Source organism: Kitasatospora nipponensis, assembly GCF_039528135.1.
GTDB lineage: Bacteria > Actinomycetota > Actinomycetes > Streptomycetales > Streptomycetaceae > Kitasatospora > Kitasatospora nipponensis.
The window spans coordinates 12,550-27,934 of record NZ_BAAALF010000105.1 but is presented as its reverse complement, the minus strand read 5'-3'; the positions used below and the strand labels follow the sequence as shown (position 1 = coordinate 27,934).

General features: G+C 71.3%; 15 protein-coding genes and 1 tRNA gene. 5 read left to right on the top strand and 11 right to left on the bottom strand.

Features of this window, described 5'->3' with window-relative positions:
• Positions 1–2,051: ATP-binding domain-containing protein (locus tag ABD323_RS25365; RefSeq protein ID WP_344444256.1), on the top strand; the 2,051-nt coding region annotated here is incomplete at its 5' end.
• Between the two features lie 82 nt (positions 2,052–2,133).
• Here ABD323_RS25365 and ABD323_RS25360 read toward each other — a convergent pair.
• Positions 2,134–2,745, bottom strand: a complete 612-nt coding sequence (locus ABD323_RS25360) for a hypothetical protein (RefSeq protein WP_344444255.1) — start codon at positions 2,743–2,745, stop codon at positions 2,134–2,136.
• Positions 2,746–3,177: 432 nt separating this feature from the next.
• On the opposite strand from ABD323_RS25360, the gene ABD323_RS25355 reads away from it, so the two are divergent.
• Positions 3,178–3,375 (top strand): DUF5703 family protein, encoded by a 198-nt coding sequence (locus ABD323_RS25355; RefSeq protein ID WP_221521849.1) that lies wholly within the window; start codon positions 3,178–3,180, stop codon positions 3,373–3,375.
• Between the two features lie 125 nt (positions 3,376–3,500).
• Here ABD323_RS25355 and ABD323_RS25350 read toward each other — a convergent pair whose 3' ends face one another.
• From ABD323_RS25350 to ABD323_RS25340, 3 genes are all read right to left on the bottom strand, one after another.
• Positions 3,501–4,457, bottom strand: a complete 957-nt coding sequence (locus tag ABD323_RS25350) for a chaplin (protein WP_344444254.1) — start codon at positions 4,455–4,457, stop codon at positions 3,501–3,503.
• Between the two features lie 263 nt (positions 4,458–4,720).
• Positions 4,721–4,963 carry a chaplin gene (locus ABD323_RS25345; protein WP_344444253.1) on the bottom strand — a complete coding sequence of 81 codons (243 nt, stop codon included), beginning with the start codon at positions 4,961–4,963 and terminating at the stop codon, positions 4,721–4,723.
• 225 nt (positions 4,964–5,188) lie between these two features.
• A complete protein-coding gene (locus ABD323_RS25340; protein WP_344444252.1) occupies positions 5,189–6,526 on the bottom strand; it encodes a M20/M25/M40 family metallo-hydrolase in 1,338 nt (445 codons plus the stop codon).
• 258 nt (positions 6,527–6,784) lie between these two features.
• Here ABD323_RS25340 and ABD323_RS25335 point away from each other — a divergent pair.
• Positions 6,785–6,869: transfer RNA gene (locus ABD323_RS25335), tRNA-Leu, on the top strand.
• Positions 6,870–6,906: 37 nt separating this feature from the next.
• On the opposite strand, the gene ABD323_RS25330 is transcribed toward ABD323_RS25335, so the two are convergent.
• Entirely contained in the window at positions 6,907–8,463 is a 1,557-nt protein-coding gene (locus tag ABD323_RS25330; protein ID WP_344444251.1) for a recombinase family protein, read from the bottom strand.
• Between the two features lie 328 nt (positions 8,464–8,791).
• Between ABD323_RS25330 and ABD323_RS25325 the strand changes: the two genes are divergently transcribed.
• Positions 8,792–9,085 (top strand): hypothetical protein, encoded by a 294-nt coding sequence (locus ABD323_RS25325; RefSeq protein WP_344444250.1) that lies wholly within the window; start codon positions 8,792–8,794, stop codon positions 9,083–9,085.
• On the top strand, positions 9,028–9,660 hold the full coding sequence (locus ABD323_RS46090; protein WP_425556150.1) for a transposase: 633 nt from the start codon (positions 9,028–9,030) through the stop codon (positions 9,658–9,660). Before ABD323_RS25325 ends, ABD323_RS46090 begins: the two co-directional genes overlap by 58 nt.
• Here the strand turns inward: ABD323_RS46090 and ABD323_RS25320 are convergent.
• From ABD323_RS25320 to ABD323_RS25295, 6 genes are all read right to left on the bottom strand, one after another.
• A complete protein-coding gene (locus ABD323_RS25320) occupies positions 9,551–9,994 on the bottom strand; it encodes a DUF6210 family protein (RefSeq protein WP_344444249.1) in 444 nt (147 codons plus the stop codon). The two genes, ABD323_RS46090 and ABD323_RS25320, sit on opposite strands and share 110 nt — an antisense overlap.
• A 248-nt stretch (positions 9,995–10,242) precedes the next feature.
• Positions 10,243–10,992 carry a hypothetical protein gene (locus ABD323_RS25315; protein ID WP_344444248.1) on the bottom strand — a complete coding sequence of 250 codons (750 nt, stop codon included), beginning with the start codon at positions 10,990–10,992 and terminating at the stop codon, positions 10,243–10,245.
• 44 nt (positions 10,993–11,036) lie between these two features.
• Positions 11,037–13,121 carry a hypothetical protein gene (locus ABD323_RS25310; protein ID WP_344444247.1) on the bottom strand — a complete coding sequence of 695 codons (2,085 nt, stop codon included), beginning with the start codon at positions 13,119–13,121 and terminating at the stop codon, positions 11,037–11,039.
• Entirely contained in the window at positions 13,118–13,897 is a 780-nt protein-coding gene (locus ABD323_RS25305) for a hypothetical protein (protein ID WP_344444246.1), read from the bottom strand. The genes ABD323_RS25310 and ABD323_RS25305 overlap by 4 nt, the downstream gene beginning before the upstream one ends.
• 109 nt (positions 13,898–14,006) lie before the next feature.
• Positions 14,007–14,693 carry a Crp/Fnr family transcriptional regulator gene (locus ABD323_RS25300; protein ID WP_344444257.1) on the bottom strand — a complete coding sequence of 229 codons (687 nt, stop codon included), beginning with the start codon at positions 14,691–14,693 and terminating at the stop codon, positions 14,007–14,009.
• 14 nt (positions 14,694–14,707) lie between these two features.
• Positions 14,708–15,367 (bottom strand): Pycsar system effector family protein, encoded by a 660-nt coding sequence (locus tag ABD323_RS25295; protein ID WP_344444245.1) that lies wholly within the window; start codon positions 15,365–15,367, stop codon positions 14,708–14,710.
• Positions 15,368–15,385 lie beyond the last annotated feature (18 nt).

The following is a 15,385-nucleotide window of genomic DNA, read 5'->3' as shown; positions in this document are numbered from 1 at the left end:
GGCCGGGCGGCGCGGCCGCGGCCGCGGGGGCCGGGGCCGTCGCCGGCTCACCGGACGAGGCGCGGGCCGCCGCCGTACGGGCCGCCGCCGAAGCGCTGACGGCGGGAGGCGCGCCCGCCGGCGCCGTCCAGACGCTCGCCGCCGACGCGGTGGCCGCGTTCGGTGAGGGCGCGGTGCAGGCGCTGCGCGAGGACCCGTGGTCGCTGCTCGCCCTGCCCGGGGTGCGCCCCGAACAGGCCGACGGGTTCGCCCGCGCCCTGCTCGGTCCGGCCGCCGGCCCCGGCGACACCCGGCGCGGGCAGGCACTGGCCGTCTGGCTGCTGGAGCAGGCCGCGCTGCGCGGACACTCCGCGCTGGAGGCGGGCGAGCTGCGGACCGGGCTGCAGAAGCTGGGCCTGCCCGACCCGGAGCAGGCCCTGCAGGAGGCGGTGCTGGACGGCCGGGTGATGCCGTTCCAGGAGGAGGAGACCGGTCCGGGCGCGCACGGCGCCACCGCGGACGAGGACGACGAGCCGCCGGTCCGGATGCTGCTGGCCCTGGAGCGCCTCGCGCTCGCGGAGGACAGCGCGGCGGACGGTCTGGTCCGGATCATGGCCACCTTCGAGCCCCCGGCCGCGGGCGAGCCGGTGGAAGCCGATCCGGAGGCGGTGACCGCCCCGGAGGGGGCGACCGACCCGGAGGAGGCGCCCCTCCCGCGCCCGGCACCGACCGCCGGGGCCTGGGAGGCCGCCGCGGCCACCGCGGCGTCGTCCTCCACCGCCGCGCTGATCCGGGCGGTCGCCGCCAACCCGCTCGTCCTGCACACCGCCGACGCCGCGGTGCGCACCGAGCTGGCCGGACTGCTCACCGCGGCGCACGGCCTGGGTCTGCGGGCCTGGGCCACCGCCTGGACCGAGCACGGCCGGGACGCACTGGCCGCGTGCGCGGCCGCGTCCGGCCCGGTGGCCGGTTCCGACTCCGGTTCCGATTCCGGTTCCGACTCCGGTTCCGATTCCGGCTCCGCGGGTGGTTCGCTCACCCTGGCCGAGCTGCTCGGCCCGCCGTCCACCGCTGCCGGAGGCTCGCGACCGGCCCGCGCCGAGGACGGCTCGCTCGCGCTCGACCTGCTGATCGTCCAGGACGCCCCGCTGCTCGACCTCGAGCTCGCGGCCACCCTGGTCGAGGCGCTGGCCGACGGCACCCGCCTGGTGCTCAGCGGCGACCCCGGCCAGCTCTGGTCGGCCGGCCCCGGCCGGCTCTTCGCCGACCTGCTGGCCGCCAAGCCCTGCCCCGTGGTGGCCTCCCGCACCCCCGACCTCGGTCCGATCGGCGAGCTGGTCTCCGGGATCGGCATCGGCGAGCTGCAGCAGGTCGAGGCGCCGGAGAAGGAGGTGGTCATCCTCACCGCGCGCGACGCCGCCGAGGCCGTCCACCGGGCCGTCCAGTTGCTCACCGACTCGATCCCGCGCGCCCTGGGCATCCCCGTCGAGGAGACGGTCCTGCTGACCCCCGGCCACGGCGGCGCCGCCGGCACCCGCGCGCTCAACGCGGCCGCCAAGGCCCGGCTGAACCCCGGCCCCGGGCGGTTCGGCGGCTTCGATCCCGGCGACCGGGTGGTCTACTCGCCGCAGCCGGGCGTCAACCACCCCGGCACCGTGCTGGGCGGGGACGCCGCCGGCCTGCGGATCGCCCTGGCCACCACCACCGACGACGCGACCACCGGCGACACCGGCGCCGGCCGTGCGGACGCCTCCGTGACGGGCCCCGTCGCGGCGGCCGAGCTGGTCGTCGCACCGGCACAGGTCGACCGGCTGCGCCACGGGTGGGCGTTGACCGTCCACCAGGCCGTCGGGCGCCGCTGGCCCGCCGCGGTCGTGGTGCTGCCCGAGGACGCCGCCGCCGGCCTGACCCGCCAGTGGGTCTACACCGCCTTCGGGCGCGCCGAGCGCCACCTGTCCGTCGTGCACGCGGCCGGCCCCGCACTGGCCCAGGCCGTCGCCGAGCGCCCCGCCGCACCGCGCACCACCCGCCTGCGCGCCATCCTGGCCGAGCACACCGAGCAGGCCTACTAGGGCCCGGCCGGCCGAAGCCCACGGGCGCCGGGTTCCGTTCGGAACCCGGCGCCCGTGGGCTGTCCGGCCGAGTGTGCCGCCGTCAGTCCTCCGGCTCGTCGTCGTAGACCTCGCTGACGTCGAACCGGCAGAGCAGCAGGTGCGGGTCCGGGCTGTCGAACGGCTCCGAGAGCCACTCCCCCGGCTCGGCCGGGTCCGTGGCCGTCACCCAGAGCGTCGCGTCACCCTCCTCCAGGCCGAACTCCTCGGCCCGGGCGGCGATCTCGTCCGGCTCGTACTCGCCGAAGACCACGCCCACCGCGGCCGTCACGCCCTCGCCGGTGCCGCCCTCGTCGCGCGGGGCCAGCGAGCTGTCCAGCCGCTCGGCCTGGGCGCGCAGACGGCGCGGATCGGCGATCCGGTAGTCGCGGCGGATCAGCACGCTGATCGCCTCGGGCTCGGCGGGCCCGCGGTAGCTGCCGGGGCCGCCGTCGCCGGGGACCTCGAACGGGGTCACCTCGTCGTAGACCTCGTAGAGCAGCTGGTCGTAGGTGATGGCCGCCGCGGCCAACTCCTCGTAGGCGGCGAAAACCGCCGGGTCGTCGTCGGCGGTGGTACTGCTGGACACCGCTTCCAAATGGCGATCGATGGCGGCCTTCACCGCCTCGGCGGCTTCGCGTACCTCGGTCCGGGTGAGCTGCGCGGCATCAGACATGAGGCAGACGCTATCCGTACCGGGGCCCGGGGTGCACAGGGGTTCCACTCTGAGCTTCCGAAATCCGGGCAACTTGACCCAGGATGTCCGAACCATGCGCTTCTGTGCCCGCCCCGCACACTCCACTCACTGCCCCGCGCACTCCCCGGCCCGCCCGGCGCGCCCCCGCATCCCGGCCGGGCGCGGCGGGTAGAAGAGCGTCAGGCGCTTGCCCGTCCCGGGAACTGATCACGCATCAGCCGGCTCCTCCGAGGAGTCGGACCGGGTCCGGCCGCCGGCTCGGCACGGCGCCGACGACCGGTCGGCCGGGCAGGCACAGGTGCGCACGCGCACCCGGTCCGGGGTCCGCTCCGGACCGGCGCCACTGTCGGGGGCAGGTCGTAGGCTTGCCCGCAGACGTCGCTGAGGAGGCGAATCTTGACCCCACCGAAGCTGGTCCGGCAGCCCGAGTACGAGTACCAGTCGCTGCGCATGCCGCGCGGCACGACCCGCAACGCGGCGCGGCAGCTGCTCACCGAGCACGCCGAGTACGGGCACTGGGAGCTGGACAGGCTACGACTCTTCCCCGACGGCAGCCGGACCGTGCTGCTGCGGCGCCGGATCATCCGGCAGGTCCGCAGCAGCTGGTAACGGCCGGCCGGGTCGACCGGCCGGACCGCGGCCCGCAGCCGTCCCGGGGCGAACCCGGGCCACTGTCGGGCCGCGGCACGACCCGAGCCAGGCCGAGCACCCGACCAGGTCGGGCGGCGGACCGGTCAGGCGGCGGACCGCGAGCGGCGGTAGAGCACCCCGCCGCCGACCAGCAGCGCCAGACCGGCCGGGGCGATCACCCCCAGGCCCTCGACGCCCGTGGAGGCCAGCCGGCCCGCTGCCTGCGGGGCCACCGGGGCGGCGACCTGCGGGGCGGGCGGGGTCGCGGTCCGGACGCCGGTGGCCGGCAGCACCGCGGCGGGCGGTGCCGGGGACGGGGTCGGCGCGGAGACCGGCACGACGGGCGTGATCGGCGTGCTCGGCGTGCTCGGCGCCGCCGGCGTGCCCGGGGCGCTGGCGCAGTCGTTGCCCATCACCGGGTTCAGCAAGCCCACCACGTCCACCGAGTTGCCGCAGAGGTTGAGCGGGATGTGCACCGGCACCTGGTCGGAGTTGCCCGACCCGACCCCCGGCGAGCCGTGCGTGGCGCCCGAGGCCGAGCTGCCCGCGCCGGGCACGTGCGAGCCGGGCGTACCCGGCGTGCTCGGGCCGCCGGTGTGCGCCGGCCCACCGGGCACCGTGGGGCCTCCGGGGTGCCCCTGGTTCCCCTGGTCGACCGGCCCGCCGGTCGAACCGGTCGAACCGGTGGACCCCGGGCCGCCCGGCATGCCCGGCGTCCCCGGCCAGTGGCCGTGACCCGGCGTCCCGGGCGCGCCCGGCCCGTTCTGCGTGCCGCCGCCGCTCTGCGTGCCTCCGTTGTGGGTGCCGCCGTTCTGCGAACCGCCGGCGCCGGCGCCCGAGTGGCCGCCGTGCGCGTCGTTGTTCGCGCACTGGTTGCCGTAGGCCGGGTTCAGCAGCCCGACCACGTCGACGGTGTTGCCGCACACGTTGACCGGCGCGTTCACCGGCACCTGGACCGAGTTGCCCGACCCGACCCCCGGCGAGCCGGCCGCGGCGCCGTCGGCGTCGGCGCTCGCGTAGGCATAACCCGCGGTGGACGCCAGCACGCTGCCGGTGGCCACCGCCGTGAGGATCCCCTTTTTGGCAACCTGTCGCATAGGTACCCCTGACATGTGATGGTCGGAATTTCCGACGAGATCTTTTCCCGCCCACTGGAGAACGAGCGAGCCCCCGAAAGGTTGGCCCACCCGGCGGCACCTCACCCGATCAGGTGGATTGGGCGGCAAAAGCACGGAAAACCGAAAGAGGGGCACCCCATCGGGTGCCCCTCTCACCATTCAGCGGGCCGGTGCGGCGGACCCTGGTCCGCCCGTCCGGACGACCGTCAGAAGTTCTGGCAGTTGTTGCCGAAGGCCGGGTTCAGCAGGCCGATCACGCTGATCGTGTTGCCGCAGAGGTTGATCGGGATGTACACCGGCACCTGCACGTTGTTGCCGGACAGCACGCCGGGCGAACCGACGGCCGCACCCTCCGCCTGCGCGCCACCGTGGGCGGCGGCGGCACCCGCGCCGGCCAGCATCAGACCACCGGCGGCAACCGCGACAGCGGCAATCTTCTTGACCCTCATGATGTTCCTCCTGATCATCCGAACGGCCCATTAAGCGGACCGTCATAGGAGTGAACGAGGTACCGCCGAACGGGGAACGGAGTCCTTCCACCATTCACTCGCAACGGTGATGTCTCGCTCAGCTGATCGACCGGGCGGGAGTACGGGGAAACGGTTCGCCTGTGGCCCACGGGCCCGGCCGATCATCATCCCCTCAGACAATCTCCGACCTGCGCTCCAGCCCCGTCAGCAGGCGTCGAGGAACCGGTCCAGCACCCGCACCCCGAACTTCAGCCCGTCCACCGGCACGCGCTCGTCGACACCGTGGAACATCCCGGCGAAGTCGAGATCCGGCGGCAGCTGCAGCGGCGCGAACCCGAAGCAGCGGATCCCGAGGTCCTGGAACGACTTCGCGTCCGTGCCGCCCGACAGGCAGTACGGCACGGCCCGCGCGATCGGGTCCTCCGCCCGCAGCGCGGTCTGCATCGCCTCCACCAGCGCCCCATCGAAGCTGGTCTCGATCGCCTTGTCGCTGTGCAGGCTCTCCCGCTTCACCCGCGGCCCCAGCACGCTGTCCAGCTCGGCGAGGAACTCCTCCTCGTAGCCGGGCAGGAACCTTCCGTCCACGTGCGCCGTCGCCTGCCCCGGGATCACGTTCACCTTGTAACCGGCGCCGAGCATGGTCGGCTGCGCGGTGTTGCGCAGCGTGGTGCCGATCATCTTGGCGATGCCGCCAAGCACCTTCAGCGTCTCGTCCATGTTCTCCGGGTCGAGCCGCACGCCCAGCGCGTCGGACAGCTCGTCCAGGAAGGCCCGCACGGTCTTGGTGATCCGCAGCGGGAAGGTGTGCCGCCCCAGCCGGGCCACCGCCTCGCACAGCTCGGTGATCGCGTTGTCGTTGTTCTCCATCGACCCGTGCCCGGCCCGGCCCTCGACCGTGAGCCGCATCCAGTGCATGCCCTTCTCGGCCGTCTCGACCAGGTACAGGCGCACCTGGTCGTTCACGGTGAACGAGAACCCGCCGACCTCGCCGATCCCCTCCGTCACGCCCTCGAACAGCTCCGGGTGCTTGTCCACCAGGTACCGCGCGCCGTACGTCCCGCCCGCCTCCTCGTCCGCCACGAAGGCGAGCACCAGGTCCCGCGGGGGCTTGCGCCCGGTGCGCAGCCGGTCGCGCACCACGGCGAGCGTCATGGCGTCCATGTCCTTCATGTCCACCGCGCCGCGCCCCCAGACGCAACCGTCCGCGATCTCGCCGGAGAACGGGTGGTACGTCCAGTCATCGGCGTTGGCCGGCACCACGTCGGTGTGCCCGTGGATCAGCAGCCCCGGCCGCGACCGGTCCTCGCCCTCGATCCGCACCACGGTCGAGGCCCGCCCCTTGGCCGACTCGATGATCTTCGGCTCCAGCCCGAACTCGGCCAGCTGCTCCGCCACGTACTCCGCCGCGGCCCGCTCCCCCGGCCCCGAGCCGTCCCCGTAGTTGCTGGTGTCGATCCGGATCAGGTCCCGGCAGATGTCCGCGACCTCCGACTCCCCCGTCACCTGCGGCCCGCCCGCCCGTCCCGCCTTCGACTCGCTCACGGTCACTCCTCGTCGTCTGCCCCGGCCCGGGCACTCCCGTCCGGACCGCCCCCGACCTCGCCGGGAACCTACGGGCACGGTCCCGCCATCCTCCCCCAGACGCCACCCCACCCCAAGGAAAACCTCCCAGAACCCGCCGCAACCCTCCCGTCCATCGCCCAGCCACCCCTCCACCCCCTCGTTTTTGGGAGCCCGAGCCGATCTTTGCTACAGTTATGCATGTCAGCGCGGCAGCCAGCCGAGCAGACACAACACCTGGTCCGGGTGGCGGAATGGCAGACGCGCTAGCTTGAGGTGCTAGTGCCCTTTATCGGGCGTGGGGGTTCAAGTCCCCCCTCGGACACGATTTTTGTACACCGTGCTCGTTTTCCGGGCAGCAGTCATCGGCGCCCGTTCCTGGCCTTCGGCAAGGAACGGGCGTTCGCCGTTTCCCGCCCGCCTCGACGGTGGGTGGTCGGCGCGGTGACGGTCAGCCGAAGGCGATCCTCTCTCGCGACGGGGTGCTGGCGGCCAGTGTCCTGTCCGCCGGATCGTAGGCGAGGGTGATCCCGCTTGCCCGCAGATGCCCGACGGCCTCCAGCGCCGTGACGACCGGTTCCCTTCCCTGGTCCCTCGGCACGGGCAGTCGTGACTCGCAGCCACAGGGCCGGCAGGTGCGCCAGGACGTGGTCCTCCCGCAGGTAGGCGTTGCGCGGTCGTTCGCTTGCAGGGGCGGTGGCGCTGGAGTGGCCGTGGCGGCATCGGTAGGCGGCGCGCCCGTGGGACCAGCAGGAGTCCATCAGGCGCCCGCACGGGCCGCAGCGCAGCAATCCGGTGAGTACGTACTCGCGGTCCGGCGCGGTGTCGCGGCGGGCGCGGATGCCCTGGACGGCGATGAAGTCCACCTCGCTCACCAGGGCGGGGTTGGCGATGCTGGTGGAGATGATCCAGTCGTCGGGGGTGTTCCAGCGCATCACGTCGCGGGTGCCAAGGGTGGTGTTCGCGGGGTCGATCAGGTCGTGGTCGGTGCGCTGGCGGTTCCACACTTGGCGGCCGGTGTAGCGGGCGTTCGCCAGGATCGCGCGCACCGTGGTCAGCGTCCACTGCTGGGCGGTCCGGTGCGGATTGCGCTGCGGGTCCGTGGCCGACGGGCAGGGAATCGCGGTGTCGTTGAGGGCCCGCGTGATGCGGGCAATACTGTGGCCCGCCAAGCGCTGGGCGAAGATCCAGCTGACGATGGGCCCACACTCCGGGTCCGAGCCGAGCCGTTGGACGCGCACACCCCGGCGGGCCAGCGCCCGGTTCGGGTGCGGGCCGGCATCGACGAGCTGGTAGCCGTACGGCGGCCGGCCCCCGAGGTAGCGGCCCTGATCTCGCGCCTGGACGGTCATGGCGGCTCGCACGCGTATGCGGGTGCGGGCCACCTCCCGCTTCGCCAGGATGCCCAGCAGAACCATCAGCTCCTCGTGCCCGGCGACCTTCGGGTCTACCGCCCCGCCCAGCTCCGGTATCCACACCGTGACGCCGTAGTGCTCGAACAGCGGCGCCATCACGGTGAACTGGTTCCCATGAAAAGCCCGTTCGCTGGAGCCGATCACGATCGCGTCGAACTCCCGATCCGGATCGGCCATCGCCGCGAGCAGCGCGGCGGCCTCCGGTCGCCGCGCCCACGGCAGGGTACGGCTATGGCCGATGTCGAAGAACTGCGCCACGATCCGGCCGTGACCACTCGTCAGGGCCTGCGCCCGCAGCAACTGCCACCCCCGGGAGGTGATCGGGTCCTGATGCTCCTCGGAAGACACCCGGCCGTAGAACGCGAACCGCACCCCGCACCGATCCCAGCGGCCCGCCTCGAGCCGAAGCTGACCGAACGCATCGGCCCAACCCACCAAGGAGCCGTCACAGACCGCCGCAGCGTCCGCGCCGAGCAGCGGAGGCGCTGTGACGTTCGCTGTCATTGCCGACACCTCCCGCAGACCCGCGCCCGCTCTCCCGCGACTGGGATATCCGCTGGCGCCTCAGACACACCGAAAGGCAACGCAGTTAACCCGACCGAGTGAACATCAACAGACGACATAACCCCGGCCGCGGCCGAATGCATCGCCGACCCGGTTAATAAGGCACCTGCCCCGCAAACTCGTGTTCCATTGTCTCGACTTCCTTGGGACAGTTAGGGCCAGCGGCGGGTCGGTGCGGGAGCCAGCCCTCGTGCTGGTGTGCGCGCACGACGCTGGAGTCCACCGACCGGACGCCGAAGTACAAGGGCGGTGACGTGATCACCGGCAGGTGATCGATGCGATCGCGTGGAAGTTCCAGACCCAGTGGGTGCACCGGCCCGAGAGGTACGGCTCGTGGGAAGGCGTATATACCTGGCTGCGGAACTGGGCGATCGACGGAACCTGGGAGCGGGTCTTCACTGCTCTGCTCGCGCTGGCCGACGCCGAGGGCGACCTGGACTGGGTCTTCGCGGTCGACTCCACCGTTGTGCGTGCGTACCAGAACGCGGCCGGGGCCCGTCAAAAGTGGCCCCGGCCAGCGAGCCCAGTCATTACGCGATCGGGCGTTCCCGCGGTGGCCTGACCACGAAGGTCCGCCTCGCGGCGGACGGCCATTGCCGCCCGCTGTGCTTCGTGCTCGCACCCGGCCAGGCCAGCGATGCACCCGCGTTTGAGTACGTCATGGCCGCCCTGCGCGTGCCCAGACAGGTCGGCAGGCCGCGCACCTGGCCCCACGTGGTCCTGGCAGACCGGGCCTACTCGTCGCGGGCCATCCGCGAGCACCTGCACAAACGCAGCAGCCGGACGGTGATCCCGCAGCCCGCCGACCAGATCGCCAACAGCAAACACAGAGGCCGAAGTGGCAGTCGGCCGACTGCCTTCAACCGGGAGGCATACAAGCAGCGCAACACCGTCGAACGGTGCATCAACCCTGAAGAACTGGCACGGCCTGGCTACCCGCTACGAGACGACCGCCACCGTATTCCAGGCGGGGTTCCACATCGCGGGCATCTCCATCTGGTCCGCACGCTGATCCAAGAGGCCGTTCCTAGTCGGAGTTCTCCCAGACGAGGACCCCGGGACCGTCGGGCGTCACCACCGGCACCCACGCCTCATCGACCTCCGACAGGCGGGACTCATCAAGCACCAGCGGCATAGGGAACAGGTCTTCGCGGTTCGCAGAGCCGTAGACGTAGAAGCCGACTGCGGCCCTCAGCCGGTCGAGCAGGTCGGCGGGCCAGTCGAGGCGCCTTGATCCCTGTCCTTGCAGTTGTCCAACGAAGATCTCCTTCAAGTCATCGTCCAGGTCCCGCCCGAGCAGGGGGATCAGGTAACCCTCCTGCTGATACTGGATGCACCCGAACCCTCCGCCCTGGTTCTGGTAGATCACGCCGGTTGGTGCGGCCACGATGACGAACATCCAGCCCTGATCCGACCCGGTGCCGTCAGGGTCCAGGAAGATGTACCGCTTGTTGCCGTACGCGTCAGCCATGATCAGGAGCGTCGCACAGAACAACCCGGGACCACACCATGATCCGCAAGAGAGGCTCTAATCGGAGTTGTCACTGCGAGGCGGACACCGCAGTCTCCGCCGCCGATAGACCATCTCGTCGGGGTGCAGCATCAACCGGGCGTACTGCCATGCCTCGTCGAAGGACATGCGGGTCGGTTCCTCGGCCCGGATCCGCAGCGCCAGGAGGCTTGTCACCGGGGCCAGGGCCCAGCGCCACACGGACGGTCTCATGTCGCCGCCCCCGGCCTGCCGCCCCGTGGCCGCGCCTCGGAACCGGCTCCAGCGGCGACACCGGCCCCGGTGTGCGCGGCCGGCCCGGACGGGTCCCACCAAGTCTCGGTGTCCGTCCACCCCATCCGGTCGAGAACGTCGTGCACGGTGGCGGTGAAGCGAGCGTGCCTGCCGGGGTCGTCCCCGAGCTTGTCCCACAGGTGGGCAACCCCGTGCGCGAAGCGCTCCGCCTTGGACTGCACGTCGTCTGCACCGCCGACGAGCGGCAGAATGTGCTCCCGGAACTCCTTCCACTCAGGCTCCGGAGAACTGTCGGTGTGGCTGAGTAACCACCAGACGCGTGCGGTGTCCGGTGCGGCGAGCACCACGTTCCGGATCCAGTCCTGCCGCACCTGCTCCCGTTCCGCCGTCAGTCGGGCGTCGCGGAGGGCGTCCAGGTGCTCCTGGGACCTGGTCTCGTCCTTCTGGCTCAACGTCAGCGTGAGCCGTGCCCGCCAGTGGACCTTCGAGCCGTCCTTGGCCTCGCGCCATGCCTGCGTCTCCTGGGTAAGCCGCTGCCGGGCGATCTCCAACTCGTCCGGCACATGCTCTTCTGCGATCGCCCGCCCCGTATGTTCCAAGGCGAGTCGTGCGGCCGCCTCGGCGCCCGCACGGTCCCCCCGGTGTTCAGACGGGGGCCGGAAGGCAATAGCGCCGCGCACCTGGAAACCGATCCCGGGGAGCTTCGTCGGCCACCGGCCGTGCACACGCCCCCGCTTCCTCCCCCACCGAAAGCCGGGTCCACCGGTCCTCATGGCGTGGAGGTCTCCCTCGGCGGCTCGGGCGTGCCGTAGGTGCGCCGCAGCGTCTCCCGCCAGAACGGGCTGACGGTTCTGCTGTCGTCCATCATCACCATGTCGAAGAACCGCTGGAATCCGCTCGCACCAAGGACTTCGGCCAGCATGTTCTGCACCATCTCCCGCTGGGCGTCGTCCTGGTCGAACCGGGCTCGCCAGCGCTGCATCTGGGCCACCCCAGCTGCCTCGCCGCCCTCGATGCTCAGCAGGCCCTGCCAAGCCCGGACGATCCGCTCTCGGGCGGTCGGCTCATTGGCGCCGGCCAGGACGAGGTCGGTCCCCTCGTCGCTGCCGATGACGGCGAGGAAGACGCCGAGCACCTGTCGTTTCAGCTGCGGGTCCGCCCATGCCCGCGGGTCTGTGAGCCATTGGTCGACCGCCTTGCGCACCTCGTCCGGTCGTTTGATGACCAACTGCCGGAAGGCCTGGCATACCGCGTCCGACCCGAGGTTCTTGTGGCCCGCGGCTTTGCCGAGCCGAGTGAGTGCCATCGTCGGATTCGCCTGACCCCACTTCCCGCGGCAGATCTCGACCACCAGGTCGACCTTGTGCTCGGCGGTTCCACCGTTACTGACCCACTGCAGCAGCCTGTCGCGAACGTAGCGGCCGAGTTCGGGGTCGCCAGCTGCCTCTGTCAGTGTCTCCACCGCCAGCGACCGGCGGCTGGACTGGACGTCCGCCAGCTCATCCAGGATGGACCGATCACGCCGGTCCACGGCCAAGCTGCGCAGCGCCTCAGCGGCGAGACGGGCGTCGGCCTCGGGAATGCCCCGGTCGCCGACGACTCCGATGGCCCACCGCCGGATCAGGCCCCTCTGCGTGGGGAATTCGGTCCAGAGACTGCGCAGAATCGCCGTCGCCAGGCCGGGCTTGCTCTGGTCGTGGTGGACGCGTTCCCCGTCGGGCTCGATACCGGCAGCCTTGAGCCTGCTCGTGCTGGTCGCGTCGGCGAGCACGTGGGCAGACGAACGCTCCAGGGCGAGTTCCTTCTGCAACGCGTCGCTGGCCCGGATCACCGAACTGCGCTGCCCGCCATCGAGTAGGGCGCCCGCCCACACCGTCGCACGGATCGCCAGCACCGTGTCCCGGGCTTCCGCCCCGCCCCTCTGCAGCAGGCTTTCCACGGCAGTGGGCCAGTTCCTGAACTCATCGACCAGCAGCGCGAGTTCGTCCCGCTTCTTGGCTCGGGCAATGACATCGGCCAGTCGCTGGGCCTCGCGGGCGGACGGATTCCCCGACCAGATCCCGGTCAGTTCCGGGCCGTTCAGCCAGTCGATGCGGTCGGCCGCCGGTCCAGCCCGGAGTTCTGTCTCAACCAGCATCTGCGCGTCAGGCGACTCGGGCCAGGCGGTGAACTCGACGGTCCGGTCAGCCAGGTGGCCGTTCCAGTCGTCCGGCGTGGCCAGCACCACCAGGTACGACCCCTTGACGCGGAGCTTCTCGCCGTAGGCAGCCAGGTCAGCCCCGAATTGGGCGGCGGGCGGCTCGGGAAGGTTGGAGAGATCGAGGACGAAACCGCAGCCCTGGTCGTCCGGCAGCGGCCGGGTAGACACCTTGGACCACTCGGGGACCAGGTCGTCGATCTGCTGCAGACCCAGGTCACGGAGCAGCCGCAGCGCCTGTGTCCGCCTGCCTGTTCCCGACGGGGCGTTCAGGATCACCACCCCGCGGCGCCGGCAGGCATCAAGGCCGACCTTCCACTGCGCCAGGTTCCGCGGCGGGACGAACCGCTTATCGTCCGCGGCGAGGAACTCGGCGTCCGTCGGCCGCACCTGCACCCGGTTCACGAAGTCGCCGTGCAGGAAAAGCATGTACGCCTGGATGTTCCGATCGCCGACCTGGCTCATGGCGACCGCGTCCTGGTCGATCCGCGACTGCAGCTGCCCGACAGCACCGGACGCCAGCTCCTGCCCTGCCGGCGACGACAAGATCTCTACGGCACCGAAATCCCGCCCCGGATCAGCCGGCTCCGTCGTCCGCGCGAGCGGCACCTCCTGTGGTCCGGGCTCCCGCGGCGCCCCGATTCCGAAGCCGTTCACCGGATCTCCAGCCTCTCGAGCCTATCGACCTGGACGTTCTTCTGTCCGCGCTGGCTGAAGGAGACCCTGGCCGAACCGGGCGGGGCCGGCTGCTGCGGTCCGCCCCCCGCTCCGTCGGCCGACGGAGCGGGGTCAGGTCCGTTCCCCCGCTCGAAGACCGCGGGGTCGGCAAGCCTCCAGTCGAATCCGGGGATGTGCAGCCAGGCGGGGCGCTGGAAGGTCTTCACCTTCACCAGGTGTGGGACGAACTGCCCCGCCAGTGCGGCACCGCCGACGCAGCCGCTTTCGAAGACGTCCTCGTAGACCCGCTGCGAGATGATCACCGCAGTGCTGGTGATCGCCGGATTGGCGCGCGCCAGCAGTTCCCGCAGCGCCTCGTCGTCCAGCAGCCGGTGGGTGTGCACCATCGGCTCGCCGAGGCCGCTCGTCGGCAGCGGGCCGACATGGATGCTGACCCTCAGCTGCAGCGGCGTCTCATGGGGCCGCTCCGCCTGGCGGTTCGCCAACTCGTCGCGCAGTGCGCCCGGGAAGCAGGAAACCAGGGCTGGCAGGGCCTCCGGCTCCACTCCAGCGACATAGCCGTCACCAGTGTGCTGGCCAAACACCCTGCGCTCCCAGTGCGCACTCACGTTGCTGGTGCTCAGCGCCTGCGCGAGCAGCTGCGGGATGTCCGCGTTGACACGCTGCATCGCCCGGCTGGTCAGCTTGCCGAAGTTCCTTGCATCGACCGCGAGTACGGCCCGGTAGGGCCACAGCGGCTCCCAAGACGGCAACACGAAGGGTTCCTCTCGTCGTGTCTGACACCGCGCATCGCGGCAACAGCCACCTTCGTGGAGCCGACCGGGCGAGAAGGTCCAGCATTGGACGCTACGGACGTGCGCCGGATCACATCGCGTCAGCTGCTTCCCCGTACGCCTCCCCCCTGGCCGCCGCCGTCAGCTGTCCGGGGTCGGTGATGATCAGGCGCCGCCGGGCCAGCGAGAGGATCCCGGCCGCCTGGAGACAACTCAGCGCCACCGCCGCCGAGGACCGCTTCATCGCGGCCATGGCGGCCAGCTCGGCCCGCGCCACTCCCAGGTCCACCACTACCTGGTCCCCCTCCCACCGCCCCAGCTCCTCGGCCAGCAGGCTCACCACGCTCGCTATCCGGGCGACCGGGTTGGCGTGCAGCAGCCCGACCCGCAGCCGCTCATGGCTGTTCAGCCGCTCGACAGTCAACCGGTAGATCACCGCCTGGAGTCCGTGGCGGTCCACGTAACCGCGAAACGCATGCGCCGGCAGCACCATGCCCACACAGCGCTGAGCCGCCGTCACGCTCGCCGACCGCGGACGCCCCACGAGGACCCCCATCTCCCCCAGGACCTCGCCCGGCCCGCGCAACATGAGGACCAACTCATTGCCACACTCGTTGAGTTGTGTCACCCTCACCTGCCCCTCGACCAGGACGATCACCGAATCCGGCGACTCGCCCTGGCGGAGCAGCAACGACCCCCGTTGGAAGGTCCGTCTCCGCCCACGGTCGACCAGATCACACCAGACCTCCGGCGAAACCAGGGAACGGAAGTTCATCATGGTCACCGGAACCGTCACCCCACGATCGCGGCGAGGCCGAACGCGACACATCCGCCGACCGCGTGGAGCAGCGACCACTGCACGCGCCGATGCTTGGCCCAGGCTAGATCACTCAGCACCACCACCTGCCGGGCCAGCGCGGGCAACGGGTCCTCCTCCCGAAATACGCTCTCCAGGACCGTCGGATCGAGGTTGCGGGCATGGCCGAAGAACATGAAATCCCGGCGCGTTCCCCGCTCTTCCCGGCCTTTTCCCAGATTCGGAAGAATTGCCGAAGTGGCGAACCCCACACCCACCACCATGCACAGCACACCAATGACGATCAAGACCTTCGCAGCAGCACTCCCACCCCCGGAATCCGCGTGATTCGAACTGGCGAGCAGGCCCAACACCGCCAATGCCGTCGACTGCAGCGTCAGCACGAAGGATGCCTTCGCATCAGCCCTGGCCAACCACTCCGCTGTTGCCCCCAGCACCCGCCACGCCGTCTCGGTCCCGTCCGTCGCCACTGCATCAGCCCCCTCGGTCCCGCCGGTCCGCCACCGGCACGCGCTCACCATCCTGCGCGCGGCGCCGAGCGGGAAAACCCGGCCGGAGAAAATTGGCTGATATCCGGCCAGCCAGAGAACGACCCCGAAATGGGCCGGAATTCCCCCACCCGAACCGCCCCACATACATCGATCCCCTGACCG